This window comes from Pseudomonas sp. B16120, from assembly GCF_044218845.1.
GTDB lineage: Bacteria > Pseudomonadota > Gammaproteobacteria > Pseudomonadales > Pseudomonadaceae > Aquipseudomonas > Aquipseudomonas paracarnis.
The window spans coordinates 2305804-2330961 of sequence record NZ_CP162588.1; the positions used below are offsets into that span (position 1 = coordinate 2305804).

At 59.9% G+C, this 25158-nt stretch carries 22 protein-coding genes; 14 read left to right on the forward strand and 8 right to left on the reverse strand.

Going from position 1 to position 25158, the window contains the following annotated elements:
• Nucleotides 1-102: 102 nt before the first annotated feature.
• Nucleotides 103-1053 carry a FecR domain-containing protein gene (locus AB4P90_RS11000; RefSeq protein WP_395605888.1) on the reverse strand — a complete coding sequence of 317 codons (951 nt, stop codon included), beginning with the start codon at nt 1051-1053 and terminating at the stop codon, nt 103-105.
• Entirely contained in the window at nt 1040-1555 is a 516-nt protein-coding gene (locus AB4P90_RS11005) for a sigma-70 family RNA polymerase sigma factor (protein WP_014717844.1), read from the reverse strand. The genes AB4P90_RS11000 and AB4P90_RS11005 overlap by 14 nt, the downstream gene beginning before the upstream one ends.
• 169 nt (nt 1556-1724) lie before the next feature.
• On the opposite strand from AB4P90_RS11005, the gene AB4P90_RS11010 reads away from it, so the two are divergent.
• Entirely contained in the window at nt 1725-2354 is a 630-nt protein-coding gene (locus AB4P90_RS11010) for a LysE family translocator (RefSeq protein WP_014717845.1), read from the forward strand.
• A gap of 411 nt (nt 2355-2765) precedes the next feature.
• Here the strand turns inward: AB4P90_RS11010 and inhA are convergent, their stop codons facing one another.
• Nucleotides 2766-3446, reverse strand: a complete 681-nt coding sequence (gene inhA / locus AB4P90_RS11015) for an isonitrile hydratase (RefSeq protein WP_019818712.1) — start codon at nt 3444-3446, stop codon at nt 2766-2768.
• A gap of 89 nt (nt 3447-3535) precedes the next feature.
• On the opposite strand from inhA, the gene AB4P90_RS11020 reads away from it, so the two are divergent.
• Nucleotides 3536-4504: a GlxA family transcriptional regulator gene (locus AB4P90_RS11020; protein ID WP_395605889.1), complete on the forward strand. Its 969-nt coding sequence runs from the start codon at nt 3536-3538 to the stop codon at nt 4502-4504.
• Here AB4P90_RS11020 and AB4P90_RS11025 read toward each other — a convergent pair.
• The 3 genes from AB4P90_RS11025 to AB4P90_RS11035 are packed head-to-tail and all read right to left on the reverse strand — an operon-like array spanning nt 4490 to nt 8008.
• Nucleotides 4490-5401, reverse strand: coding sequence for an alpha/beta fold hydrolase (locus AB4P90_RS11025; protein ID WP_014717848.1), 912 nt, complete (start codon nt 5399-5401; stop codon nt 4490-4492). The genes AB4P90_RS11020 and AB4P90_RS11025 overlap by 15 nt on opposite strands.
• The gene (locus AB4P90_RS11030; RefSeq protein WP_014717849.1) at nt 5389-7215 is read right to left on the reverse strand and encodes a glycoside hydrolase family 15 protein; all 1827 of its coding nucleotides are present in this window, start codon (nt 7213-7215) and stop codon (nt 5389-5391) included. Before AB4P90_RS11030 ends, AB4P90_RS11025 begins: the two co-directional genes overlap by 13 nt.
• On the reverse strand, nt 7208-8008 hold the full coding sequence (locus AB4P90_RS11035; protein ID WP_020301883.1) for a glucose 1-dehydrogenase: 801 nt from the start codon (nt 8006-8008) through the stop codon (nt 7208-7210). The genes AB4P90_RS11030 and AB4P90_RS11035 overlap by 8 nt, the downstream gene beginning before the upstream one ends.
• Before the next feature lie 147 nt (nt 8009-8155).
• On the opposite strand from AB4P90_RS11035, the gene AB4P90_RS11040 reads away from it, so the two are divergent.
• The 7 genes from AB4P90_RS11040 to AB4P90_RS11070 all read left to right on the forward strand — a co-directional run bounded on the left by AB4P90_RS11040 (nt 8156) and on the right by AB4P90_RS11070 (nt 15412).
• On the forward strand, nt 8156-8557 hold the full coding sequence (locus tag AB4P90_RS11040; RefSeq protein ID WP_020301884.1) for a c-type cytochrome: 402 nt from the start codon (nt 8156-8158) through the stop codon (nt 8555-8557).
• Between the two features lie 79 nt (nt 8558-8636).
• On the forward strand, nt 8637-9137 hold the full coding sequence (locus tag AB4P90_RS11045; RefSeq protein ID WP_058410398.1) for a sigma-70 family RNA polymerase sigma factor: 501 nt from the start codon (nt 8637-8639) through the stop codon (nt 9135-9137).
• Nucleotides 9138-9163: 26 nt separating this feature from the next.
• Nucleotides 9164-10114, forward strand: a complete 951-nt coding sequence (locus tag AB4P90_RS11050; protein WP_019818704.1) for a FecR family protein — start codon at nt 9164-9166, stop codon at nt 10112-10114.
• A gap of 97 nt (nt 10115-10211) precedes the next feature.
• On the forward strand, nt 10212-12605 hold the full coding sequence (locus AB4P90_RS11055) for a TonB-dependent receptor (protein WP_019818702.1): 2394 nt from the start codon (nt 10212-10214) through the stop codon (nt 12603-12605).
• Nucleotides 12606-12839: 234 nt separating this feature from the next.
• The gene (locus AB4P90_RS11060; RefSeq protein WP_172832669.1) at nt 12840-13859 is read left to right on the forward strand and encodes a type III secretion effector protein; all 1020 of its coding nucleotides are present in this window, start codon (nt 12840-12842) and stop codon (nt 13857-13859) included.
• A gap of 291 nt (nt 13860-14150) precedes the next feature.
• Nucleotides 14151-14318 carry a hypothetical protein gene (locus tag AB4P90_RS11065; RefSeq protein ID WP_020301887.1) on the forward strand — a complete coding sequence of 56 codons (168 nt, stop codon included), beginning with the start codon at nt 14151-14153 and terminating at the stop codon, nt 14316-14318.
• Nucleotides 14319-14494: 176 nt separating this feature from the next.
• Nucleotides 14495-15412, forward strand: a complete 918-nt coding sequence (locus AB4P90_RS11070) for a type III secretion protein (protein WP_238347436.1) — start codon at nt 14495-14497, stop codon at nt 15410-15412.
• An 8-nt stretch (nt 15413-15420) separates the two neighbouring features.
• Here AB4P90_RS11070 and AB4P90_RS11075 read toward each other — a convergent pair whose 3' ends face one another.
• Nucleotides 15421-16572, reverse strand: coding sequence for an MFS transporter (locus AB4P90_RS11075; RefSeq protein ID WP_014717858.1), 1152 nt, complete (start codon nt 16570-16572; stop codon nt 15421-15423).
• A gap of 363 nt (nt 16573-16935) precedes the next feature.
• Here AB4P90_RS11075 and AB4P90_RS11080 point away from each other — a divergent pair, with 363 nt between their 5' ends.
• From AB4P90_RS11080 to AB4P90_RS11100, 5 genes are all read left to right on the forward strand, one after another.
• On the forward strand, nt 16936-17922 hold the full coding sequence (locus tag AB4P90_RS11080) for a diaminopimelate epimerase (RefSeq protein WP_103451770.1): 987 nt from the start codon (nt 16936-16938) through the stop codon (nt 17920-17922).
• Nucleotides 17923-18218: 296 nt separating this feature from the next.
• Nucleotides 18219-20114 carry a type VI secretion system tip protein TssI/VgrG gene (gene tssI, locus AB4P90_RS11085; protein WP_395605890.1) on the forward strand — a complete coding sequence of 632 codons (1896 nt, stop codon included), beginning with the start codon at nt 18219-18221 and terminating at the stop codon, nt 20112-20114.
• Entirely contained in the window at nt 20114-20950 is an 837-nt protein-coding gene (locus AB4P90_RS11090; protein WP_060767125.1) for a DUF4123 domain-containing protein, read from the forward strand. The genes tssI and AB4P90_RS11090 overlap by 1 nt, the downstream gene beginning before the upstream one ends.
• A complete protein-coding gene (locus AB4P90_RS11095) occupies nt 20943-21722 on the forward strand; it encodes a hypothetical protein (RefSeq protein WP_371103922.1) in 780 nt (259 codons plus the stop codon). Before AB4P90_RS11090 ends, AB4P90_RS11095 begins: the two co-directional genes overlap by 8 nt.
• A 13-nt stretch (nt 21723-21735) precedes the next feature.
• Nucleotides 21736-23886, forward strand: a complete 2151-nt coding sequence (locus AB4P90_RS11100; RefSeq protein ID WP_395605891.1) for a lipase family protein — start codon at nt 21736-21738, stop codon at nt 23884-23886.
• Nucleotides 23887-23895: 9 nt separating this feature from the next.
• Here AB4P90_RS11100 and codA read toward each other — a convergent pair whose 3' ends face one another.
• A complete protein-coding gene (codA, locus tag AB4P90_RS11105) occupies nt 23896-25131 on the reverse strand; it encodes a cytosine deaminase (RefSeq protein WP_014717864.1) in 1236 nt (411 codons plus the stop codon).
• Between the last annotated feature and the right edge of the window lie 27 nt (nt 25132-25158).

Here is a 25158-nt window from a genome sequence, read left to right on the forward strand (position 1 = left end):
CCGCGGGATGCTCCTGAAGGAAGTGGACAACACGGGCCTGTTGATCGGCCTCTCCTTACAGGTCGAATGGCAATGAGAATTCACCTCATTTATTTTGCAAGGTCACACGCGAGCGGAGACGGTCACCCAGTAACGGCTACGGTAGGTCACATCGATTGCCAGCGATTGCGCCACCAACTTGAGCACCTGGTCGGTGTCGTCCAGTTGGTAAATACCCGACACCCGCAGCCCCGCCACGGCTTCGCTGCAACGCAGCAACCCATTGCGATAGCGGCCCAGCTCGGCCAGGAAGTCCTCCAGACGCATGTTGTGGGCGCTGATCACCCCGTCACTCCAGGCCCAAGGGTCCAGGCCGTTGTTGGGGGACGGGCGGATACCGCTACGGTTGAACACTACCTGTTCGCCAGGCTTGATCACTTGGCGTGCCGTGCCGTCATGGCGGTCGGCAAACACCGCCACCGCACCCTGCTGCACGGCCAGCAGGGTGCCTTGGGGTTCTTCGCGCACCAGCAAGCGTGTGCCCAGGGCGCGTAGGTAACCGTCGCGGGTATGCACCCATAGCGGACGGCGGTCGACGCCGGTATTGATCAATATTTCACCCTGGCGCAGGTTCACCAGCCGTTGTTCGGCGCTGGAGGTAATGTCGACGGCGCTGGCGCTGTTGAGCTGGACTTTGCTGCCATCCTCCAATGCTACCCAGCGCCGCTCGCCAGTGGCGGTGCGGTAGTCCGCCATCAAGGCGGGCAGGGGCGTGTAGTCGCGGCCCAGCCAGGCTAAACCTGCGGCGCCGGCAAACAGCCCGAGCATTTTCAGACCTTCACGACGGCTGATGTGCCGGCGTGCGCCGTCGAGTGCATGGCGACTGACATGCGCTGGCAAGTGGTTGAAATCGTCATTCAGGGTGGCGACCCGTTGCCAGGCCTGCTGATGCGCCTCGCTGGTCTGCAGCCACTGCTCAAAGGCCGCGGTGCTGGCGTCGTCGGCGGTGTTGTAGCGCAGCTTGATCATCCACTGGATGGCCTGGTCGACCAGGCGCGAGTCAGGAGTCGGCATAGCGCAACCGGTAACAGGCGTGCAGCGCCTTGGACAGGTCGCGCTCCACTGTGGCCTTGGACACGCCCAGGCGCAGGGCGATCTGTGGACAGGTCAGGCCGTCCAATTGGGCCAACAGAAACGCCTCGCGCACCCGTGGCTTGAGCTGGTCGAGCAAACGGTCGATGCGCTCCAGGCTGTCGAGGATCAGCAGCCGTGTTTCCTCGCTCGGCACCTCCATTTGCGCAAAGTGCGCCAGGCTTTCCAGGTAGGCGCGTTCCAGTTCGCGGCGCCGGTATTGGTCGATCATCAAGCTGCGCGCGATGCTGCTCAGGTACGCGCGCGGCTGCTGCAAGGTCTGTTGCTGACGCGCGTTGAGCAGGCGCACGAAGGTGTCCTGCGCGAGGTCGGCGGCGCGCTCATGGCAACCCGTGCGCCGGCTCAACCAGCCCCGCAGCCAGGAATGGTGGGCTTGGTAAAGCTGGCCGATGGCAGCAAGGTCCAGTGGGTGATTGCTCGACATGGTCATCCTGGCGCAGCAGGCTTAATTGATAATGTTTCGCATTCTAGACGTTGGTTGTGGCATTCAGCAATCACTCGGTTCGCTGCGTGAGCAATGTATCCAGCACAATTTTTTGTAGCGCCTGCCAGCGCCGATTAATCTGGATTTTTTCCCAGCGGACGGTTCGACCATGATCAGCCTCGTCACACTTGGTGTTTTTTCCGGCGCTGTGTTGCTGTTGTTGCTGTCACCGGGGCCGAACATGGCATTTGTCATCAGTCAGGGCGTCACCCATGGCTGGCGCGGCGGCGTTGCTTCGGCCCTGGGCATTGGCGTGGCCGACCTGTTGCTGACAGCGTTGACCGCCATGGGGGTGACGGCGTTGGTCGCCAGTTGGCCGCCAGCGTTCGACCTGATCCGTTATGCGGGCGTGATTTACCTGCTGTGGCTGGCCTTCAAAACCTTGCAAAAACGCCCCGGCCTGGACACCGCTCACGTCGGCCGCGTGGCGTTGGGCCGAGTGTTTCTGCAAGCCATGCTCAACAGTTTGCTCAACCCCAAGGCGTTGTTGTTTTTCATGGTGTTCCTGCCACAGTTTGTGCGGCCCGAGGCGGGGCCCATCGCCTTGCAACTGATGGTGCTGGGCGGCGTGCTGACGTTGATCGCGAGCGTGTTTCACATGCTATTGGGCCTGTTTGGCGGGGCGCTCAGCCGCTTCTTCGCCAAGCGCACCAAAAGCGCCTGGCTGCAGAAGTGGGGCTTGGCAGCGGTGCTGACGGCGTTGGCCGTGCGCTTGGCGGTGATGTCGCGTCCTGCCTGAATGACAGGCGGGAAGCCAAGCAAGTTTCTTTGTGGCGGGGGAGCTTGCTCCCGCAACGGCCCGACAGCCAATGCTCATCTACCAGACACCCCGCAATCCAACTGTGGGAGCTGGCTTGCCTGCGATGACGGCATGCCAGCCGACACCGGGTATCAGACCGATCACATATTCATTCCTGCGGTAACGGCCACCTATTTGACTGAAAGAGATACCTTTGGCCAGCTTTGCCACGACTACCAGGTCAGTCGAAAGACTGGCTACGACTGGACAGCCGTTGAGCACCGAGAGAATCAAAAGGAGTTTCGTACAGCGGACTAGGACTTACCTCACGTTCAAGCGTTGAAACCGGTTCATTCCCACGGACCTTCCCAGTCGCTGCAAATTCAGCGACCGGACGTGAGAAATCCAACTTCACCCCAGCCGCGCAGCTGCCCGCGCAACAATCTCCCCGCGCACTCTGCGTGACTCCACCGTGCGCTTGTTGGCTTCCTCCAGCACATGCCGGGGCGCCGTCTCCGGGCGGCCTGAGTCAAACGGTGGGGCTGGCGCGTATTCGATCTGCAGTTGCACCAGTTGCGCCGCCGCTTCGCTGTACAACTCCGCGGCCAGAGTCAGGGCAAAGTCGATGCCGGCGGTGATCCCGCCGCCGGTAAACAGGTTGCCGTCACGCACCACACGTTCCTGTACGGGAATAGCACCGAGCGGGGCGAGCAGGTGGTGGTAGGCCCAATGGGTGGTGGCCTTGCGACCGCGCAGTAACCCTGCCGCGCCCAATACCAATGAACCGGTGCACACCGAGGTCATGTAGCGCACTGTCTGTGCCTGGGCCTTGAGAAAATCCAGGGTTTGCGGGTCTTCCATCAAAGGGCCCACACCGGCGCCGCCGGGTACGCAGAGCACATCCAGGTTCGGGCAGTCGGCATAAGTGATGGTCGGCGTGAACACCAAGCCCGTGCTGGAGGTGATCGGCGCGAGGTCTTTCCACACCAGGTGCAGTTTCACGTCTGGCAGCGAACCGAGGACATCATAGGGGCCGGTAAGGTCCAGTTGCTGGATGCCGGGGAACAATAGAAAACCGATCTGCAAGGTCATGGTTCAAGCTCCGAAAAGGAATGGACGTCCTCACTGTAGAAGCCTAGGCTTTGGCGAATACGCCATTGAGCCCACTAATCTCGCCAATCATGCCAAAAATTATTCATGTACTCGCGTTTGAGAATGCCCAGGTGCTCGATGTCACCGGGCCTCTACAAGTGTTCGCATCGGCTAACGATCTGGCGCGCCAACGTGGTTTGCCATTGCCCTACGCGGTCAACGTCATTGCTACTCAGGCTGGGCCGGTAATGACGTCGGCCGGCCTGGCGCTGCTGGCCGAGCCGCTGCCCGCCATTGACCAGCCCTGCGACACCCTGGTGATCGCCGGTGGCTGGGGCGTGTACGGCGCTGCCGAGGACCCGACGCTGGTGCAATGGGTGCGTGATAAATCCCTGCACACCCGGCGCATGGCCTCGGTCTGCACCGGGGCTTTTCTGCTGGCCGCCAGTGGTCTGCTCGATGGTTGCCGCGTGGCCACGCACTGGACGCGCTGTGAAGAACTGGCGCGCAAGTTCCCTGCGCTCACGGTGGAGGCCAATCCGATTTTCATCCAGCAGGGCGCGGTGTGGACGTCTGCTGGCGTGACCGCCGGGATCGACCTGTGCCTGGCCCTGGTAGAGGATGACCTGGGGCGTGCGATTGCCCTGGAGGTGGCGCGCCACTTGGTGGTGTTCCTCAAGCGCCCTGGCGGTCAGTCGCAATTCAGCGTGACGTTATCTCTGCAAAAAAGCGACAGCCGTTTTGCCGAGCTGCATGCCTGGATCGCCGATAACCTGACGCTGGATTTGAGCATCGCCACCCTGGCAGCCCAGGCTGGCATGAGCGAGCGCAGCTTTGTACGCCATTACCGCACCGAGACTGGCCAAACACCGGCGCGGGCCGTAGAACTGATTCGCGTCGAAAACGCACGCCGGCTACTGGCAGACAGCACGACCTCCATCAAACGTATCGCCATGCAATGCGGTTTTGGCTGTGAAGAGACTTTGCGCCGCAGCTTTCTGCGGGCCTTGTCAGTGACGCCCCAGGCTTATCGAGAGCGTTTTTCACCGCTCCAGTAGTTCCAGCAGTGCTTCAAGCGTGACCTGCGGCGCTTCCTGGAAAACATTATGACCCACGCCGGGCAACACCTGCCGGCGATAAAAGCCGCTGAAGTGCTCCACATCGTCATCCACAAGCGGCGGCGGGCCCACACCGTCATCGGCCCCACACAACGAAATGCTCGGTACCGATATCGCCGGTTGGGGCACCAGCGCCTGCTCGATGTATTCCAGCGCGGGATCACCCGGCGCATACATAAAGCGATGGCGATAGGAATGAATCACCACCTCGACAAAATCCGGGTTATCAAACGACGGCGCGGTCAGGGCGTAGCGGCTTGGCCCTTCGGCCCAGGACGGTGACCACAGCGTCCAGAGCAATTGGCAGAGTTCACGCCGGTTGGCCGTCAAGCCGTCGACCCCGCGCTGGGTGTGAAAGTAGTACTGATACCAGAGCCGGTGCTCTGTCTCAGGCGGCCGGGGTTTGAGCGACTGGCTGATGGCCTGGATGTTGTAGCCATCGCCGGTCACCAGCCCGCGCACCCGCTGTGGCCATAGCGCCGCGACAATACAGGCGGCGCGCCCACCCCAGTCAAAGCCGGCGAGGGTGGCTTGCGGGATCGACAATGCATCCATGAAGTCGAGCAAATCCTTGGCCAGCGCCGCCTGTTGGCCGGAGCGCATCACTTGCGTGTTGATAAATCGCGTCGGGCCATAACCGCGTAAATACGGGACCAATACCCGATAACCACGTTCAGCCAGCACCGGCGCGATGTCGTCGTAGCCCCGTGGGTCGTAAGGGAAGCCATGCAACAGGATCACCGGTTCGCCATCGATGGGGCCGTGGGTTTCGTAAGCCACATCAAGCAGGGTTGTGCGCACATACAGCAGCGGCGCAGGGGACGTCACGGTTGCCATACGGTTTTCTCCCCGCTGAGTTTGCGGTCCAGGAACGTTGCGGCACTGATCAATGCCAAGTGGCTCAAGGCCTGGGGCGTGTTACCCAAGTGCCGGGCCTGGCTGTCGAACTCTTCGGCGTACAACCCCAGCGGGTTGGCGTAACGCAGCAACTGCTCGAACTCCAGATGAGCTTTTTCGACTTGCCCGGCGCGCGCGAGGCATTCGACGTACCAGAACGAGCAGGCGGCAAACGCGCCTTCGACGCCTTGCAGCCCATCGATCTGGCTGTCGTCATTGCGGTAGCGGTAGACCATGCCGTCGCGCACCAGGCTTTTCTGGATCGCTTCCAGCGTCGCCAGCCAGCGCGGGTCGGTGGCTGCAACGAAGCGCACCAGCGGCATCAACAGCATCGAGCCGTCCAGCGCCGTACTGCCGATATGCTGGACGAAATGCCCGCGTTCTTCGTTCCAGAAGTTGCTCCAGATGTCGGCGTAGATCGCCTGGCGCGTCTGGTCCCAGCGTGCGAACGGGGCCGGCAGCGAACGTTTGGAGGCCAGGCGAATGGCACGGTCCAGGGCCACCCAGCACATCAGGCGTGAATGCAGGAAGTGGTGCTGCTCACCGCGCATTTCCCAGATGCCTACGTCTTTGCGGTTCCAGATCTCACACACTTGGTCGACCACTTCCACCGTGTGTTTCCAGCCTTGGTGGGAGATGGCTTCGCCGTACTTGTTCACCAGATAGACCGCGTCCATCAGTTCGCCATAGATATCCAGCTGGATCTGATCGAACGCCTCATTGCCCACCCGTACCGGTTGGGCGCCGCCGTGGCCGCTCAAGTGGTCGAGGGTGGTTTCCGGCAGTTCCTGGCGACCGTCGATGCCGTACAGGATGTTGATCTTGGTCGGCTGGCCGCAGCAGTCGCTGACCCGACCCCTGAGCCAGCGCATATAGGCGTTGGCTTCCTCGACGAAACCCAGGCGCATGAACGCATAGACGGTGAACGACGCATCGCGGATCCAGGTATAGCGGTAGTCCCAGTTGCGTTCGCCGCCGGGCGTTTCCGGCAGCCCGAACGTGGCCGCGGCGATGATGGCGCCGTGTTTGCGCGAGGTCAGCAGTTTCAGCGCCAGTGCCGAGCGGTTGACCATCTCGCGCCAGCGCCCGCGATAGTTGGACTGGCTGATCCAACCGCGCCAGAACTTCAAGGTGCGCTCCAGGTAGAGGTCAGTACAGTCGTTGGTGACGCGCGCATCCTCCTGGCCACCGAGGACAAATTCGGCGCCTTCATCCTGGGCGAGGGTAAAGGTGGCGATGGCGGTGTTGTCTTGGAGGGTCAGCGGCTGGCTGCCGGTCAGGCGCAGGCCGGGTTGGCCGTTGGCGGTGAACACGACACTGGCAGCCTCGGCCTTCGCCTCGGTAGCGGCCCGGGCATAGTCGTGGCGCACGGCGCAGCTTAAGTGGATAGTCGCCTTGCCACTGACCACCCGTACCCGCCTGATCAGCAAAGGCAGTTCATCGACGTTTTCGCTGACGGTCAGCAGGTCGGTGATCTCCACCACCGCTTCATCGCTCAGCCAGCGGGTCTGCAGCACGTTGGTGTCGGGCAGGTAGATCTGCTCGCGGCGGGCGTTGGGCAGGTCCGGGGTAAGCTGAAATGTGCCGGCCTCGGGCGTGTCGAGCAATGCGCAAAACACCGACGGGCTGTCAAATTCCGGCCAGCAGAAGAAGTCGATGCTGCCGCGGTCGTTCACCAGTGCCGCGCTGCGCATGTCGCCAATGATCCCGTGGGCATCAATGGCACTTTGAGGTTCGTTCTTGAAATCAACCATTGCCACGGAACTCCGGGTAGAGGCTCATACCGCCATCGATGAACAAGGTGCTGCCAACCACATAATCAGAGGCATCGCTGGCCAGCCACACCACGGCGTTGGCCACGTCTTCGACGTCACCGACACGACCATAGGGAATCAATTTAAGCAGCTCTTGTTCTGCCGCGCCTTCGGTGGCCGCGCGGTTGATCGCCGTGCGAATCGCCCCTGGCGCAATGCCATTGATACGGATGCGCTGTTCGCTGACTTCCTGGGCGAGGGTGCGCATCAGCATCTCCACGCCGCCCTTGGACGCGGCGTAATTCACATGCCCGGCCCAGGGGATGATTTGATGCACCGAACTCATATGGATGATTTTGCCGGCGGCCCGTGACACACCTTCGCGAACGCCCTGGCGATTGAAGATACGCACCGCCGCCCGCGCGCACAGGAACTGCCCGGTGAGGTTGACGCCAATCACCGTGTTCCAATCCTCAAGGGTCATGTCGACCAGATTGGCATCTTTTTGCAGGCCGGAGTTGGCCACCAGAATATCCAGATGGCCGAAGGCGTCGAGGGTTTGGGCGAACAGGCGTTCGACATCGGCCTCCTTGGACACATCGCCGCCAATCGCAAGCGCTCGGCCGCCGTTGGCATTGATCTGCGCGGCGAGAGCCTCAGCCGGTGCCGCCTGGGAGTTGTAGTTAAGCACCACCGCGGCGCCTGCTGCGGCCAGGGCTTTGGCCGCGCCCGCGCCAATGCCGGAACTGGCCCCGGTGACCAGGGCCACTTGTTGCTGCAAGGAAATCTGCATCGCCCACCCACCGTTTTATGAGAGTCCTTCTTGCTGACTGGCGGCGGGGAGCGGAAGTTCACCCCCTCGCGTTTACGCCCAGCGCGGGTAAAAGCGCGACTTTATCGTATGATGCTGAAAACAAAGGGCAATACAGGAAGCGACGGAATGCAGGCGCGGGCCGATACCAGATTGATCAAACTGTTAGTCAGCGGCGTCTTGGCCGTTTTATCACTGACTCAAACAGCCCTGTGCCTTGCCGATAACAGCAATGGTAAAACGCTGTATCTACAGCGCTGTGCTGTATGCCATGGGTCCGATATCAAAGGCACGGGGCCATTGGCTAAAAAAAGCAATCCGCCAACCCCTGACCTGACAACCGCCGCCTTCAAGAAACGACTCCATGAATATCCTGGCGTTATTGTCTCCTCGGTCATTCTTCGCCCCAATGGCAACCTGATCCCCAAGACGCTGCAAGACAATGGCGTAAAGATCGCGCCACATGCCTGGAGTGTTAAAGACTTTCGCGATTTGCATCAATACATGAGTGAGGTCATTTCAAACAAATAGTGGGTGGGCGATGAGCAGCAATTGCCCCACTTAATAGGAAGCATTACTATTCACGCCCCGCCTCCCCAGTGCTCTCGCGATGACTCCTCAGCCGCCCCGCAGAACAGGCTTTTTCGAGCACTACGAAGAGTTGATCGGCACCTGGACACGCCGCCTGAGAAACCGTCAGCAAGCCGAAGACCTGGCGCACGACACCTTCGTGCGTGTGCTTGAGTCCGCTGCCTGCGAGGTGGCGCAACCGCGCGCCTACCTGCATCAAACCGCGCGCAATATTGCGGTGGACGCCTACCGCCGCGAAGACCGTCGCGAGACGTTGACGCTGCAGGTGGCTGATCACAGTACGCCGCACAGTAGCGACCCGGAACATTACATGCACGCGATCCAATTGGCCGACGCCATCGAGCGGGCGCTGGCCGAGTTGCCGCTCAACTGTCGCAGGGTTTTTATCTGGCAGAAGATCGAAGGGCTCACCCAGCAGGAAATCGCCACACGCCTGGGGCTGTCTAAAAACATGGTGGAAAAGTATATGATCCGCACCTTGCGGCATCTGCGTGATCGTCTGGATGCGAGCGCGCCATGACCGGCTTTGAAACAGGATCTTCCACGATGGATAACCGTGTCCGTGATGAGGCCGCGCAGTGGTTTGTACGCCTGCAAGACGGCCCATTGAGCGCCCAGGAACGTCAACGTTTCGATGCCTGGCGCAGGTCGCAGCCCGCGCATCAGTACGAAATCGATGTGCTGCAAGGGCTATGGAGTGCGACGGATTTGCTGCCCAAGGCCCGCTTGCAGGCGCTGGGCGATGCGCCAACCGAGCGCCTTGGACGGCGTGCGCTGCTGCGTTATGCCGTGGCCGCCAGTGTGGTCGCCGTTGCAGTGGGCCTGGGTGCGTACAGCGGTCTGGGGCAGCCAAAGCCCTACAATGCCGAATTCAGCACGCGGTTAGGCGAGCATCGTCAGGTGACCTTGCCTGACGGTTCCGTGATGGACCTCAACAGCCGCAGCGTGGTCGCGGTTCGCTACGAAAAGAGCCGTCGGGGCGTAGAGCTCAAGCAGGGCGAGGCGATGTTCAGCGTGCAACATGACGCCGAACGCCCGTTTGTGGTCGCAGCCGGGGCAGGGCAGGTGACCGTCACCGGCACGCGCTTTGATGTACGTCGGGAGGCGGACCAGACCCGCGTGGCGGTCGAAGCCGGCACGGTCAAGGTGCAGGGCCGGGCATCCGATCACATCGTCACGCTCACCGCCGGGCGTGGCACCCATGTCGATCCCCAAGGCCAAGTGGCGGCGGCCTACGCGGTGAACCCTGAAGAACTGACCGCGTGGCGCAGCGGTAAACTAGTGTTCAACAACGCCACCCTGGTAGACGTGGCGCGGGAAGTGTCGCGCTACCGCGAGCAACCGCTGCGGGTCAGTACGGCAGCGGTGGGCAACCTGCGCTTGACCAGCGTCTTCAAATCCAGCGACACCGACGCTTTGCTCAAGGCCTTGCCCCACATCCTGCCGGTCGCCTTGCGCACTTTGCCGGACGGTAGCCAGGAAATTATTTCACGCTGACGTTCAGGTTTTTTTCGAGTTCTTCGTCTTCTCATACAACTGCAACTGGTTTGCATTAACGGCTGCGCATGCTTGCGATCACAGGACTAGGTTCGACGTGAAAAAACTTGCTCTTCACAACAATAAAATTTCCCGCTGGGCGCCCTTGGCCCTGGCCGTTGCCATCAGTACCGCACAGGCTGCCGAGGGCATCCACATTCGTGCCCAATCCCTCGGCGCAGCCTTGAGCCAATTGGGCCAGCAGACCTCGCTGCAAGTGTTCTTCAGCCCCGATATGGTGGCTGGCAAGCAAGCTCCCGCGGTCGATGGCAACCTCTCGCCCGAACAAGCCCTGCGGCAATTACTGCAAGGCAGTGGCCTGGATTACCAGATTGACGCCGGCTCCGTGACCTTGCGTCCGGTGCGCAGCGGCACCGGTGAAGCGGGCTCACCGCTGGAACTGGGGGTCACCGATATCAAAGTGGTGGGCGACTGGCTTGCCGACGCCGATGCCGAAGTGGTGCAGAACCACCCCGGTGCGCGCACGGTTATTCGCCGCGAGGCCATGGTAGAGCAGGGCGCGATGAACGTCGGTGATGTGCTGCGCCGTGTGCCTGGCGTGCAAGTGCAGGAATCCAACGGCACCGGCGGCAGTGATATTTCCCTAAACGTCGGTGTGCGCGGGCTGACGTCACGCCTGTCGCCGCGCTCCACCGTGCTGATCGACGGCGTACCGGCTGCATTTGCTCCCTACGGCCAGCCACAGCTGTCGATGGCGCCGATTTCTGCCGGTAACCTGGAAAGTATCGACGTTGTCCGTGGCGCGGGTTCGGTGCGTTATGGGCCACAGAACGTCGGCGGCGTGATCAACTTCGTAACCCGTGCGATCCCGCAGGACTTCTCCGGGGAAGTCGGCACCACCCTGCAAACGTCTGCCCACGGGGGCTGGAAGCATGTGGAAAACGCCTTTATCGGCGGCACGGCCGACAACGGTATCGGTGCCGCGCTGCTGTACTCCGGGGTCAATGGCAACGGTTACCGCAACAGCAACAACGGCAACGACATCGATGACGTGATCTTCAAGACCCACTGGGCGCCGACCGATCAAGACGATTTCTCGCTGAACTTCCACTATTACGATGCCAGCGCCGATATGCCCGGCGGCCTGACCCAGAAGCAGTTCGATGCCAACCCGTACCAATCGGTGCGTGACTGGGACAACTTCAGCGGGCGCCGCAAGGACATCTCCTTCAAGTACATCCGCCAGATCGACGACCGCACCCAGGCCGAAGTGCTGACTTACTATTCCGACAGTTTCCGTGGCAGCAACATTGCCAACCGCGACCTCAAGACCCTCAGTTCCTACCCGCGCACCTACTACACCTTCGGCATCGAGCCGCGTGTGTCCCATGTGTTTGACCTGGGGCCCAGTACCCAGGAAGTCAGCGTGGGCTATCGCTACCTCAAAGAAGGCATGCACGAGGAGGCCACCAGCCTGAACCTGGTCAACAACGTACCGACGCCGGGCGGGCAGAGCGACGGTCACGTGTATCAGGACCGCACGGGGGGCACTGAAGCCAACGCCTTCTATATCGATAACAAAATCGATATTGGCAAATGGACCATCACCCCGGGCATTCGCTTTGAAGATATCCGTACCGAATGGCATGACCGCCCAGTCGTGGCCCTGAACGGCAAGCGTACCGAGGAAAAACGCCGCGAGGTCCACAACAACGAACCGCTGCCGGCGCTGAGCGTGATGTACCACGTGTCTGACGCCTGGAAACTGTTCGCCAACTACGAAACCTCCTTCGGCAGCCTGCAGTATTTCCAACTGGGCCAGGGCGGTACCGGCGACCAGACGGCCAACGGCCTGAACCCGGAAAAGGCCAAGACCTACGAGGTCGGTACGCGCTACAACGACAGCGTCTGGGGCGGCGAAGTGACGCTGTTCTACATCGACTTCTCGGATGAACTGCAATACGTCAGCAATGACGTGGGCTGGACCAACCTCGGCGCCACCAAGCACAGCGGCATCGAAGCATCGGCCCATTACGACCTGTCCAACCTCGACCCGCGCCTCGACGGCCTGACCGCCAACGCGGGCTTCACCTACACCAAGGCCACCTCCGAAGGTGATGTGCCGTTCAAGGGCCGCGACCTGCCACTGTATTCCCGCCAAGTGGCGACCCTGGGCCTGCGTTACGACGTCAACCACTGGACCCACAACCTGGATGTCTATGCCCAGTCCGGCCAACGGGCGCCAGGCACCGGAACCACCTACATCACCCAAGGCACCGCGGATGGTCAATACGGTGATATCCCAGGGTATGTCTCGGTCAACGTGCGCAGCGGTTATGACTTCGGCGCGCAGTTGTCGAACCTGAAGCTGGGTGTGGGCGTGAAAAACGTCTTCGACCAGCAGCATTACACGCGCTCCAGCGATAACAATGCCGGCTTGTACCTGGGCGAGCCTCGCACCTTCTTTGTACAGGCAAGCGTCGGGTTCTGATCTGTCGTCTCTGGGGAAAATCGCAACCTCAGAGGGGCGATTTTTTTTGCCTGGGCAAAGCGCTCCGCGCACTCATTGCTGCAAGACCACACTCTGTTTCCTACATCACCACAGCACAGATTATGGCTGGATCAGGAACTGATTCCGACGCAAAACCACACATGGGAAAGCTGATGGGCTTCGACACTGCGTTGGAGCGACAAGCTGAAAATCGCCCACTGTATGGAGAAACTTATGTCGGTATCGATGTTGGATACACCCGTCTCTGCTTCATCAACGCCTGACCTTTCACAGGCCAGCGCCAAGGCCGAGGTCAAAAACACGCGCCAGGCTGCACCTTCCTTCAAGGGCCAGAATGCTGCCCATGTGAATTTTCAATCGGGGGACAACAAAGCCGGGCCGGTATTCGGTAACCCCCAGGCACCCACCTCCGCAGCTGACGTGCGTGGACATCACCACAGACCACCGGCGATGCAGAATTTCCTGGGCCAACTCCCGCACTGGATCAGTCATTGGTTCTTCGGACATCGGCCGTCTATGCATCCTGGCTGTGGGCATCCGCCGCCAAAGCCGAACCCAGGTTGCAGCAACCCGCCACCCAGGCCGAACCCCATTGGGAGTAATCCGCCACCGAGGCCGGACCCCACTGCAGGTCGGCCGTATCCGCCCGCCCCCGGCAGGCCTGATCCGCAGTACTCGCTGAAAAATAGAGAAGAGCTGGCGCAGCAGTTGCGCGATAACTTCAATGCCTTCAGAGACCCGAAGAACCCTGGTTCCATTAGCGTTGACAGCATTCTTGCAATGGCAAAAAGAGGGTGGTCGCCCAACCCCGTCATGAACGAGAACATTCGCCTGGCCAATGAACTGCTACGACGTCCGGAACTGATGGCCGCATTGGACCGGCACGGTTCCACGGGCGCTTTGGATGGCCTGATCGACCGGCACAGCCTGAACGCGGTAATCAAAGGAGAAAACTACTTCAAGTACAAGAGCGACAAGGAACTGGCCGGTGAGCTGCTTGAGCATTTCGACGAGTTGAAAAACGGGAGCGGGGGCTCAAGCCTTAAAATCCGCGACCTGAAAAAGTGGGCCTGCCAGCCACTTACCGGCGACGCAGCCAAGGACCATCTGATTCAGTTATCCCAGGAAATAATACGCAAGCGCAGTGATCTGCTGGAGAAAATGGATAACCGCGCCAGTAAAGATGACGACGGGAAAATCAGCCGTACAGGACTGTACTTGTTGTCCCGCTGACCGCTCTTCAGGCGCCGCCTCTCGGGGGCGGCGCCAGTCCAATATGTTTCAAGGAACGAATTACGCCCATTTGCCACAGAGGTGATACTTGCGGTTGTAATTCGACCCGCCGCTTTTCAGATTCTGAATGAGGGAAAACATATGACTTCAGCCTCGTTTAATTCTTCCCCAAACGGTCCCATCGACCTGTTGCGCAGTACCCAACGTACAAGTCCACCAGTATCCAAGGAGCGCGGCCCCTCGCGTAGCTTCCCTTTTGCGTCGACGGAATATGAGGCAGAAGCACGGCGTATGAAGGCTTATGCCGGCGAGCGTAGATTCCAGGCGCCCGTGTCGGACGACTTTTCCCGGGGCATGCTGGCAGACCCGCAGGTCAGGGGGGAGGGCGCCGATTCGTTGAACGACACGGGGTTGATCAATTGCCTGGCAGGCTGGTGGCGTAGGCGCAAGCTGGGTTAACCGCGGCTGACCACGGTTTTACATATTGTCATTGGTAGGTATCGTTGACTCGGAACTGCCGAGTTCCTCCAACCACACATGAGGTGCCTGCCTGGGTAGAGTCCATTCGTTGATTTTGCCCATCAAGGTAAAAATCACCCTGCGGATATGCATCTGAAAAGTGTTGGAGAAAACCCATGACAATCGAGGGTGTATTACCTTCCGGACGGCCTCTGCCCCCCGACAAGCCGGCCGTATACTCAACTACGTCATCAGCGGCCATCCACCCTGAGACCTGGCATCAGCCCCCTTCATCGACGTCGGGCGAGGGGTCGCGCAAGCCTTTTCTTTTACGCGGAACATTGTCCGCTCTGCGCCATCGTGACTTGCAGAACTTTCCCATTGGGCGGGCCAGTGGTACCCCGCCGGGTGCTAGCTCAACGGACAACCAACTGGCGAAGGCCCTGGAAAAATCCTTCGGCCTGCTGCACTCCTTTCTGAATGATGGGCGCTTGACGTGGATGTCTTTGCAGCGGATCGCCGTTCATCCTATGGGTGAAAGCGAGGCGTTGGACGGCGTGATTCAGGTCGTCGGGGAAATGCTCAAGCGCCCGCGGTTAAGTGACGCGATCTTCAGTCGTGACGGCGATATCACCCGTGACAGCCTCCGCGCGGCGGCCCAAGCGTTGCAGGGGAACAGCTCGGCAACCGAGTTCAGTCAGGACCCGTTTCATGCGCAAGGCAATGCGCAGGTGGTGGAGGCGCTACAAAGCCAGTTTCCGCTGTTGAGAGACAAGGCCATGGACCGAACCTACCTGTTTGAACCGCATCAGTATGTTGAAATAGCCAGGCTGCGGGAGGTCATGCAGGACCCGCATGAGGTTGATCAGCAGGGCGCGCCGGTGCTGGATGCGTCCACGGGCATGCCCCAGTCCAAATACAGCGAACTCTGTGTCTACACCGCGAAGAACATTATTGAGCGTCCAGGTTTGCTGCCTTCGTTGGAGCGCGCCAATGGCACACGACTATTTGGCCCGCCTCACAAAGAGGGGTGGCTCAGCAACAAAAGCCTCGAACGGTGGCATGAGCAAGACGCCGCACGCAAGGCACGCTGAAAGGCAAGCTACACCTTTAGGACTTTGCCGCTGATGGCCACCGCCGCCAGCAATACGGCGATCAGGATGAAGGCAGTGCTCAAGCTGCTGCCGTGGGCGATAAAACCAATCACGGCGGGGCCGGCGAGAATGCCGGCGTAGCCCAATGTGGTGATGGCAGGCACTGCAATATGCTCCGGCATTACCGTTTGCTTACCCACGGCGGTGTACAGCACCGGCACGATATTCGAACACCCGGCCCCCACCAGCGCATACCCCAGCAGCGCAGTTTCCCACGCAGGCAATAGCGTCGCGAGGAGCAAGCCGGCACAGGCCAGCGTGCCGCCCATCACGATGACCCGCGTGGGGCCCAGGCGTCGAACAATCGCATCACCGGTCAGGCGTCCAGCGGTCATGGTCAAGGCAAATGCCGCGTAGCCCAGGCCGGCGTAAGCCTCATCCAGGCCGCGCTCGGCGCTGAGGAACACAGCGCTCCAATCCAGTACGGCGCCTTCAGCCAGGAACACGATGAAACACAGGCAACCGATAAACAACACCACACCATGGGGCACTGCAAATGCCGGCCCCGAACTTTCACTGCCATAAGGCAGTAAGTGCGGTGCAGCCTTCAACAGCGCGGCCAGTGTAATAACCACCACCACCAGGGTCGCCTGCAATGGCGACAGGCCCAGGCCCAGCAACCCCGCAACCCCCGCAGCGCCGACAATGCCCCCCAGGCTGAACAAACCATGGAAACCCGACATCATGGTTTTGCCACTGGCGCGCTCAACGATCACCGCTTGCAGGTTCACGGTGGAGTCCACGGTGCCCAGGCCTGCGCCAAACAGGAACAACCCGGCAATCAGCAACGGGATGGAACTGACGGTGGCCAGCATCGGCAGGGCCAGGCAGATCATCAGTGTCCCTGCGCTCAGCACGCGTCGGCAACCGTAACGCGAGGCCAGCGCGCCCGCTGCCGGCATTGCGATGATCGACCCCACCCCCAGGCATAACAGCAGCAGGCCAAGGGTGCCTTCATTCAGATTCGCACGCGCCTTGGCGTACGGCACCAGCGGCGCCCAGGCGGCGATACCAAAACCTGCGATAAAAAAAGCGATGCGGGTCGACATCTGCTCCAGTCGCCCGGGAACCACGGGGGCAGGAGTGGGAATGGCAGTCATGGAAAATCCTTGGTTTGGCGTTCAACGAACGATGTCCGGCGCGACATCCTTGCATATCAGGCCCTCTTGAGCGAATCGGGTTCCGTTGGTGTTCAGGATTAAAGGTACGGGGTGCAAGCCTCATTTTTTTACAAACACGGAACGCTTTGGTGGCCGGTCACCACGTAGAAATGATCGAGCCTGTAGGAGGTGGGCTGGAAGGTGTGTAATCCCTGCGGGGAGTGGTTGAACCCCAGGTTTCTTGCGGCGGATTACCACCTTCCAGCTCACTTCCCACAGACCGGCTGTTGTGTAATACGCTGCTGTCCCGATAGTAGATAAGTGAACGGACGAACCGATGAAGAATTTCCGGTTGGTGTGGTTATGACCCGATTCTACGACGCGCGCGGCAATATCTATGGGGTGGTCAGCCCCGCCTATTTATGCCGCCAGGGTATTGCCGTGCCCGACACTGCCGGCTTGGCTGCGAGCACGCGTAAGGCGTGGGCCGCATCGGCGATTGCGTCGGAATGTGGTTGGGGTTCGTTGCCGCGTCCTGCTGGTGCCAAGGCGCATCGCTGCGATGGTTTGTTGGTCGGGCCATTTCAGGCCCAGCCACCGTTTGATCTGCTGATCATCAATACCGACGGCTCTCTCGCCGAACGCAGTGGTAATGGGCTGACTATCTTTGCCCAAGCGTTGACCGACCAGGGTTTGCTGGTCCATGGCAGCGAGTTGCGGGTGTATCACGACAAGCCGGATGCGGTATCGCCCGTAATCACCTGTGTCGAGCCGGCTGAGCATGAACAGGTGCCAGGCTTCTGGCTGGCCTTGGGCCGGCCCGAGTTTGGCCCCTTGGCGGTGGGGGCGGTTGGCGTGAGCCCGGTGGCTGTGGGGCGGCATGAACTCAGTCATGTGGCAGCCTTGACGTCGCTCAATCCGCAATGGGGGAGCAGTCAATTTGTCCGGGTTGGCAACCCCCATTGTGTGACGCTGGTTGAGCAGGTTTCGGCATTGCCAGGCTGTGGCACGATGCATCAGTCGGTACTTTTCAAGCAGTTGAAGGCCATCGCTTTTGCACCGCCGGCAGGGTGCGGCCAACCCTGTGTCGGTGGGGTCAACCTGCAATGGGCTGCTCGAGACGCTGGCAATCGAATCATCGCACGCGTATTTGAGCGAGGAGAGGGGCCTACGGCGTCCTCGGGGACCAGCGCCAGTGCAGTGGCGTGCGCGGCATGGCGAGCAGGTTGGGTTGAGGGGGGCGACGTAGCGGTGGTAATGCCGGGTGGCACGGCGCCAGTGCGCTTGCAGATCGAATCAGGAAACGTGCTGAGTGTTAGTCTTTTCGGGACAGCGCAATTAAAAGTCTGAACATCGGAAATGACTGATGCCTTAAATAAGCGTCAGCCGTTTCCTTAAAACTCAGTTAAGAGAGTACAAGCCGCAGTCAGAGTTTACCTCTAATTACTAGATGATTTTTTGGCTGTATTTATATTCTGTAAAAGACACTTCCATCTTTGCTGTACGAAACTTCTTTATTATTTCTGAAGGGCCGAAAGTCGCCTGAAATCGCTAAGCTTTAGCGCATTCAGGTGCTTTTTCTCAATCCAAATGGCGTTGACGAGGGAAAGCTGTTCAAACGAAAAGTTGAAGACGGGTAACAAAGGATGGTTAACGCGTTTGTTTCGTCACGTTTCAAATTGGTCCTTGCAGGTATAAAGACAGATTTTCAGATAGTGGCATTCAAAGGCAGCGAAGCCCTCGACCAGCCCTACTTTATACAGGTGCAGTTAGTCAGCGAAGACCCCTTCCTTGACCTGGAGGCATTGCTTCATCAACCCGCCTATCTGCACTTGGGCGAAGCAGGTCAGGGCTTGCATGGGCAAATCTTTGCCATCGGTCGGGATGATCCCGGTATGCGGCTCGCCCTTTATCACCTGACACTGGCGCCACGTCTGGCATCCCTTGCCTATCGTTGCGACCAGCGGGTTTTCCAGCAGCGCAGCGTACCGCAGATCATTGTTGCGGTCCTCGAACAGCACGGCATCTTCGCCGACGCCTATGCCTTTGAGCTCGGGCCGGTGGTGTATCCACCACGCGCCTTTTGCGTGCAGTACAGGGAGTCCGACCTGCATTTCATCCAACGGCTGTGTGAAGAGGAGGGCATTCACTATCACTTTCGTCACAGCGCAGAGAATCATCTGCTGGTGTTTGGTGATGACCAGACGGTGTTTCGCCGGTTGCCGGTACAGCGTTATTGTTCCTCGGCTGATCCATCGCTTGGGGCCCCGGTCGTCCAACGTTTCGACCGGCGCCTGGTCACGCGCAGCCGGCGCACCGTACGTCGTGACTATGACTTTGAGCACCCTTCGTTTCGCCTGCATGACCAAGCCGGTGCCGGGCCGGCGGATCCTTTGGAAGACTATGGCTACCCTGCTGGCTTTACGGGCCATGCACGTGGTGCGAAGCTGGCGCGACGCAGCCTGGAGCGTCACCAGCGTGATCGCCATCGAGTGCTGGGCAAGAGCGATCAACCGGCGCTATGCAGTGGCCACTTCCTTGAACTGTGCGATCACCCGGACCCAGCCTGCAACGACTTATGGTTGCTGACCTCGGTGCGTCATGAGGGTTACCAGCCGCAGGTGCTGGAGGAGTCGATCGTTGATGCCAATGGGTTCCAAGGCTATCGCAACCGGTTCACTGCAACCCCCTGGCGCGCAGTGCATCGACCTGCCCTCAAGCACCCCAAACCGACGATCAGTGGCAGCCAGACCGCGACGGTAACCGGGCCTGCCGGCGAGGACGTGCACTGCGATGCCTATGGCCGTGTGAAGGTGCGCTTTCATTGGGATCGCGCGGACAAGGGCGACGAGACGAGCAGTTGTTGGCTGCGCGTGGCGTCCGGTTGGGCGGGTGATGGGTTTGGCGCCATGGTCATTCCACGGGTGGGCATGGAAGTGCTGGTGAGCTTTTTGGAGGGCGACCCGGACCAACCCCTTGTCACCAGTTGCCTGCCCAATGCATCGCACTTGCCGGCGTACGCTTTGCCGCAGCACAAGACACGCAGCGTACTGCGTAGCCGCAGCTCGCCGGGCGGCGGAGGCGCCAACGAGTTGCACTTGGAAGACCGGCGCGGCGAAGAACTCATCTACCTGCGTGCCCAGCGTGACCTGGAGCAACGGGTGGGGCATGACAGTCGCCTGGAGGTGGAGGGCGATAGCGTGACTCGCGTTGGCAAGAGCTTGTTGATCGAAGCCGGGCAGCAGGTTCATCTCAAGGCCGGCGCCAGCCTGGTGATAGAGGCCGGCGCACAACTGAGCTTGAAGGCAGGCGGGGAACACCTGGTGATGCAAGCCGGCAGTATTTCCAGCAGCCGGTCCATCACTCTGGGCGGTTCGCCGTCTGCAAGCCGTTCGGTGAACCCATCAGGGGTTGCCGGCACGCAAATCTCTGCTGTGCAAAACGTCATCATGGACTTGGCCAAGCAACTGGGCGCCGACTTTTGCCCTCTGTGCGAAGGCTGCCGCGAAGGCCTGTGCGATATCCCAGGGAGGGCGGCCTGATGGACAGCTTGCTCCATTGTTGGATGGCCCAACAACAGCAGAGCGGACACCCATTGTGCCTGATGCTTGATGGTAACCACGAGGCTCGCCAACGCCTGATGGCAAACCGTGCTCCGTCGCACTATTGCAACCTCTACAGCGAGACCGCTGCGGCGGAGTTGGCGAATACAGGCCCGCTCATACTGTTACTGGAACAACTGAATGAGCCTGCCTTGGCCGACCTGTTGCTACACCCCGAGTCGAACTGGGGCTGGCTCGCCAGCCTGTCGGCCAGCGACCTGGTGGGTGTGGCGCGCCATTGGCGCGAGAGACTGCGGGTGGCGCCAGAAGGCCGTCAGGTGCTTTATCGCATTCACGACAATCGCACCCTGGCCCGTGCCTTGGCCCATCTGGGCAAAGAGCATTGGCCCGCCTACCTCGGACCACTGATCAGCGTGTGCTATTGGCATGAAGGCCGTTGGCATCACCACGAAAATCCTGCGCCGGGCGACTACCCTGCGCCTGATCCAGCGCCGTGGCTCGACACACCCAACCCTCACGCCGAAGCCATCCTGCACGCCAATATCCTGCGCTACCTGCTGGCTGAGCACAGTGAAGACCTGGCGGCATTGGTCGAATTCCAAGACCCCAGGATTTGGCTGGCCCAGGTACTGGAGCAGGCACGCAGCTGGCAATGGCGGGAGCCGGCGCAGCTCGAGTTCCTGGTGGTACGCCGGTTGGCAGAGGCGACCGGCAGCAGTGTTATTCATTGGTTACCGAGGATTGGCGAGGCGCCAGGGGAGCATTTTGAACGAGTGATGGAGCAGTGGCACAGCGAGGTAGGGAAAGGTGAATAGGTGGATAGGGTGGGTGCTGGTGGTTATTACGGGTGCGTGGCTTTCGGGGTGTACGGGGAGGACGGTGGAGCGTTTTACATTGGAGGTGGATTTGCCGGCGCAATTTGAACTTAAAACGGCTGCCAACTACCGGCCCGCAACGGGTGAGACCTGCACCTTGCCTCGGCGGCGAGGCAAAAGACCTGAGCGAAAAGTCTTTTTTACAGACTACAAGCCTGTAGCGAGCAGCGTGAGTTATGAGTTGCCATTGACTGAAACGGTAGAGGGTTGTCCATTGGTACTACGCAGTGTGGAGTTTGACTTCTATGCGAAGTGGGGGACGCGGAGTACGGATGTGGGCGGGAATTTCGGGAGTATTTCCATTCGCGACCGTTTGGAGGCCGACCTACCTGGGATGCCCGAGTCGGGTGTGCAGGAAATACGTGGGCAATGTAAATGGCACTTTCGGACGGTCGGGCCTTTGCACGCGATTAGAAAACTTCTGATCTGCAATTCATTGGATTCGATGGGCAATTTGCAAGAGTCGCGGGTAGGGGGCGTGGCGCAACGTCCGCAATTGCCGGGGAAAAAGCTGAGGTTGGTGCTATCTGTCAGTGAGGATGAGTTACCTGCCTTTGATGATAGGTGGGTAGCTGTGCCGGGTGGATGGCGGCGATGCAGAGGCAAGAGTTTCGAAGACCTTTTTGCATATTGCGCAGGTAACACCACGGACTTCAAACCCATAAAAATGCCGGACGGGCGCATATGCGACGTCTATCCAACATGCCAATAACAAGGACGAATTCATGAAGCTGGATGCATGGAAGCACGCTTTTTTCAGTGAACGAATGCCTGCTTGCGCATTGAAAGGGCACTGGGTAAGTTTTCGTTTAGTCGATATGGCGGGCAATGGAAAAGCCTATGGCGGACTATCATTTTCGGTCCATGACAGTTCAGGGAGGCAGTACGTCGGTAAATTGAATGGTGAGGGTTTTGCCAGTCTGCAGGATTTCTATTGCGGCCCTGTTGTTCTCATGTTGGATGATTTGTATAGCGGGACTGAGGAGCCGTACTACCAGCTAAGAACGCGCCGAACGTACAAACTACCTATCACCGAACTTCAAATTCGCGCTGAGCGAACTTTTTTTGCTAGTGCTGACGGAAGACGCGTTGAGGGGGCGCCTGCCTACCCACAAGCGGATGGAGTTTATCAGGTTGAAGTAAGCGATTTGGTACGCCATAGCGCTCATCTGCCCCGACCTGCTTCGTCAGCTTTGCGACCCAAGCGTCACGCATTGAAAATGATGGCCGATCTGGGCTTCGGCCCGCCTCAGCCCTCATTGGTGGGTATCGTACTGTTCCCCAACAAGCACACCGTTCTAGAAGTACGACCCCTACGGGCGTTACGCCCAATGTTATCCACCGAAGACAGCTTCTGCGCCTTGAACCTATACCAACTGGCATTGTTTGCTGCGTTGAGTTACTGCGATTTTGGGCAGGTCCCCGCAGAAAGACCGTTAGACGAAGTTCGGTTTCCGTTAGATCCGAGCGTTGGAAATTTATTCGCTGAACAGCTTTCGGTGTATCACGAAGCCTGGCGAATTGATCCGAAGCAATCACACCGTTTTTACCCCCTCTACGAAGATATCCCTTACTCCCAACGCTTCGAAATCCTGCCTTTCGATCCGCAGTTGTATCCACAAAATCGCCCGGAACGGAAGGAAGAACAGGAACACCCCGCACGCTTGCACTTTTTCGATGATGAAAAATTCGGTACTGACACCCAGGCTTTCATCACCCACCACGATGAAGTCATCCTGATTTCTGTGCGAGGAACGGTCAGCCGTGCCGACGCATTACGTGACGCCGACGCCCATCAGGTGGCTTTTGAAGGCGGTATTGGAAAAGCACACGATGGTTTTTACCAGGCCTATCGGGCTATGCGTAATTTCGTATTGCAATATCTTGATCAGTTTCACACAGGTCAGCGCATCGTAATTTGCGGTCACAGCCTCGGCGGCGCCATTGCATTGCTATTGGCCGAAGGACTGCGCCGAACCCCAGACGCCCACTACAACATTCTGCTCTACACCTACGGCGCCCCCCGCGCCGCCGACGCCGAATTCACTGCCGGCGCCTCAACATTGGTCCACCACCGCATCGTCAACCACAACGATCCTGTCCCCAGCGTCCCGGCACCCTGGATGAATACCACCGCCAAGCTCTGGATTCCCGGGGCCATCACGCTATTCAGCCACCCCGTGCCCGGTGGCCTGTTGTTCGCCGCAGGGCTGGTGCGGGTGGGTGGTAACCCTTATCGACATCATGGCGAGCAATATCACTTCATGCCGATCACGCTCCCGGATGGCAGCCACTCCTCGGTGTTATGGAAGCCTGGCTGTGAATCCCTCCAAGAGGCGGGTTGCAACCGCGCATTGCAACTGCAGGGCGACATGCCCGAGCGCGATAATGTGCTGAGGCAGCTGTTTCAAGCCGACCAGCACTTCATGACCACCAGCTACATCCCCGCGGCGTGGGCGACATTGCGCCGCTGGCAACAAACCCTGGGGAGTGAGGGCGCGTTGGTGACCCAGAGGGAGTTCGAGCTGCTCGACCGGGCCTTTGAAGACATGCGCGAGCAACTCCGGGCCAAGCGGCGTGAACTTGCGCTACGGCGCCCTGCCAATGATCGTAGCCATGAACCTACTGATGCCTTGAACGCAGAGATCGACCGGTTGCACACCAGTCGTGAGCGCTTGGCAAGCCTGCGCTGGCGACGCCTGGAAGCCCGCGATGTCTACGGCAGCCATGCCCGTTCTGCACATCTCCAATCGAGCCTCAAACGTTGGTTCAGCCACCGCGAGAATCGTGAGCCGGCCCAATTCGCCAGCATCCCGCCGCCTGCCCACGACGAACAGGCACGGGGGCAAACGCTGGACATCGACTCAATCGTCTAACCCGCGCGGTTACATAAACTCTACCTGCGCCGGTTGCCGCTTCATCAGCACCTTGCCGTTGCGAATCGAGTACAGCGGCAAGCCCTGGCTACGTATGACTTCGTAGTCGCTGTCGGCCGACAGGATCAACAGGTTAGCCGGGCGGCCTGCTTGCAACCCATAACGATCACCCAGGGCCATGGCTTTGGCACTGTTGTCGGTGACCAGGTCCAGGGCGTTTTGCAAATTGCGGTAACCGAGCATATGACAGATGTGCAGACCGGCCTCCAGTACTCGCAGAATGTTGCCGTTACCCAGCGGGTACCAGGGATCGACGATGGAATCCTGGCCGAAACACACGTTCATGCCGGCCTCAAGCAGTTCGTTCACACGGGTGACACCGCGCCGTTTCGGGAAGTTGTCGAAGCGGCCCTGCAGGTGGATGCTTTCGGTGGGGCACGAGACAAAGCTGATGCCGGAATGCCCCAGCAGGCGAAACAGCTTGGCGCAGTAAGCATTGTCGTAGGAACCCATGGCGGTGGTATGGCTGGCGGTCACGCGGGCACCCATGTCGCGGCTGCGGGCTTCTTCCGCGAGGACTTCGAGAAAGCGTGAGTGGGGGTCGTCGGTTTCGTCACAGTGCACGTCCACCAGGCAGCCAGTACGTTCGGCCAGGTCCATGAGGAACTTCACCGAACTCACGCCTTGGTCGCGGGTGTATTCGAAGTGGGGGATGCCACCGATCACATCGGCACCCAGGCGAATGGCTTCTTCCATCAACTCACGACCATTGCGGAAGGACTCGATGCCTTCCTGGGGAAAGGCGACGATTTGCAAATCGATCAGGTGCGTGCTCTCTTCACGTACCTCCAGCAGGGCCTTGAGTGCAGTAAGGTCTGGGTCGGTGACGTCGACATGGGTGCGCACATGCTGGATGCCATGGGCGGCGAGGGTCTGAATGGTTTTTTTGGCCCGGGCCTTGGTGTCTTCCAGAGTAATGGTGGCCTTGCGTTCGCCCCAGCACTCGATGCCTTCAAACAGCGTACCGCTCATGTTCCAGCGCGGCTCGCCGGCGGTGAGGGTGGCGTCGAGGTGGATGTGGGGCTCGACAAAGGGCGGTATGACCAGGTTGCCGGCGGCGTCCAAGTCGCCGGCCATCAGCGCCGGCTCCCCCGTTTGCGCAGTGATGCTGGCGATCCGGCCGTGTTCCAGGTGCAGATCATGCAGGCCTTCACGGTTGCGCAGGCGGGCATTGATGATGTGCATGGGCAAGTTCCTCTTGGCTAAAAACAA

What these genes read in the sequence shown, in the direction of transcription:
- AB4P90_RS11000 (WP_395605888.1), bottom strand. Translation starts at nt 1,053, where the DNA reads ATGCCGACTCCTGACTCGCGCCTGGTCGACCAGGCCATCCAGTGGATG.
- AB4P90_RS11045 (WP_058410398.1), top strand. Translation starts at nt 8,637, where the DNA reads ATGACTCCTCAGCCGCCCCGCAGAACAGGCTTTTTCGAGCACTACGAA.
- tssI (WP_395605890.1), top strand. Translation starts at nt 18,219, where the DNA reads ATGGTTAACGCGTTTGTTTCGTCACGTTTCAAATTGGTCCTTGCAGGT.
- AB4P90_RS11025 (WP_014717848.1), bottom strand. Translation starts at nt 5,401, where the DNA reads ATGGCAACCGTGACGTCCCCTGCGCCGCTGCTGTATGTGCGCACAACC.
- AB4P90_RS11100 (WP_395605891.1), top strand. Translation starts at nt 21,736, where the DNA reads ATGAAGCTGGATGCATGGAAGCACGCTTTTTTCAGTGAACGAATGCCT.
- AB4P90_RS11080 (WP_103451770.1), top strand. Translation starts at nt 16,936, where the DNA reads ATGACCCGATTCTACGACGCGCGCGGCAATATCTATGGGGTGGTCAGC.
- AB4P90_RS11010 (WP_014717845.1), top strand. Translation starts at nt 1,725, where the DNA reads ATGATCAGCCTCGTCACACTTGGTGTTTTTTCCGGCGCTGTGTTGCTG.
- AB4P90_RS11090 (WP_060767125.1), top strand. Translation starts at nt 20,114, where the DNA reads ATGGACAGCTTGCTCCATTGTTGGATGGCCCAACAACAGCAGAGCGGA.
- AB4P90_RS11020 (WP_395605889.1), top strand. Translation starts at nt 3,536, where the DNA reads ATGCCAAAAATTATTCATGTACTCGCGTTTGAGAATGCCCAGGTGCTC.
- codA (WP_014717864.1), bottom strand. Translation starts at nt 25,131, where the DNA reads ATGCACATCATCAATGCCCGCCTGCGCAACCGTGAAGGCCTGCATGAT.
- AB4P90_RS11075 (WP_014717858.1), bottom strand. Translation starts at nt 16,572, where the DNA reads ATGACTGCCATTCCCACTCCTGCCCCCGTGGTTCCCGGGCGACTGGAG.
- AB4P90_RS11035 (WP_020301883.1), bottom strand. Translation starts at nt 8,008, where the DNA reads ATGCAGATTTCCTTGCAGCAACAAGTGGCCCTGGTCACCGGGGCCAGT.
- AB4P90_RS11070 (WP_238347436.1), top strand. Translation starts at nt 14,495, where the DNA reads ATGACAATCGAGGGTGTATTACCTTCCGGACGGCCTCTGCCCCCCGAC.
- AB4P90_RS11050 (WP_019818704.1), top strand. Translation starts at nt 9,164, where the DNA reads ATGGATAACCGTGTCCGTGATGAGGCCGCGCAGTGGTTTGTACGCCTG.
- AB4P90_RS11005 (WP_014717844.1), bottom strand. Translation starts at nt 1,555, where the DNA reads ATGTCGAGCAATCACCCACTGGACCTTGCTGCCATCGGCCAGCTTTAC.
- inhA (WP_019818712.1), bottom strand. Translation starts at nt 3,446, where the DNA reads ATGACCTTGCAGATCGGTTTTCTATTGTTCCCCGGCATCCAGCAACTG.
- AB4P90_RS11065 (WP_020301887.1), top strand. Translation starts at nt 14,151, where the DNA reads ATGAAGGCTTATGCCGGCGAGCGTAGATTCCAGGCGCCCGTGTCGGAC.
- AB4P90_RS11040 (WP_020301884.1), top strand. Translation starts at nt 8,156, where the DNA reads ATGCAGGCGCGGGCCGATACCAGATTGATCAAACTGTTAGTCAGCGGC.
- AB4P90_RS11060 (WP_172832669.1), top strand. Translation starts at nt 12,840, where the DNA reads ATGTCGGTATCGATGTTGGATACACCCGTCTCTGCTTCATCAACGCCT.
- AB4P90_RS11030 (WP_014717849.1), bottom strand. Translation starts at nt 7,215, where the DNA reads ATGGTTGATTTCAAGAACGAACCTCAAAGTGCCATTGATGCCCACGGG.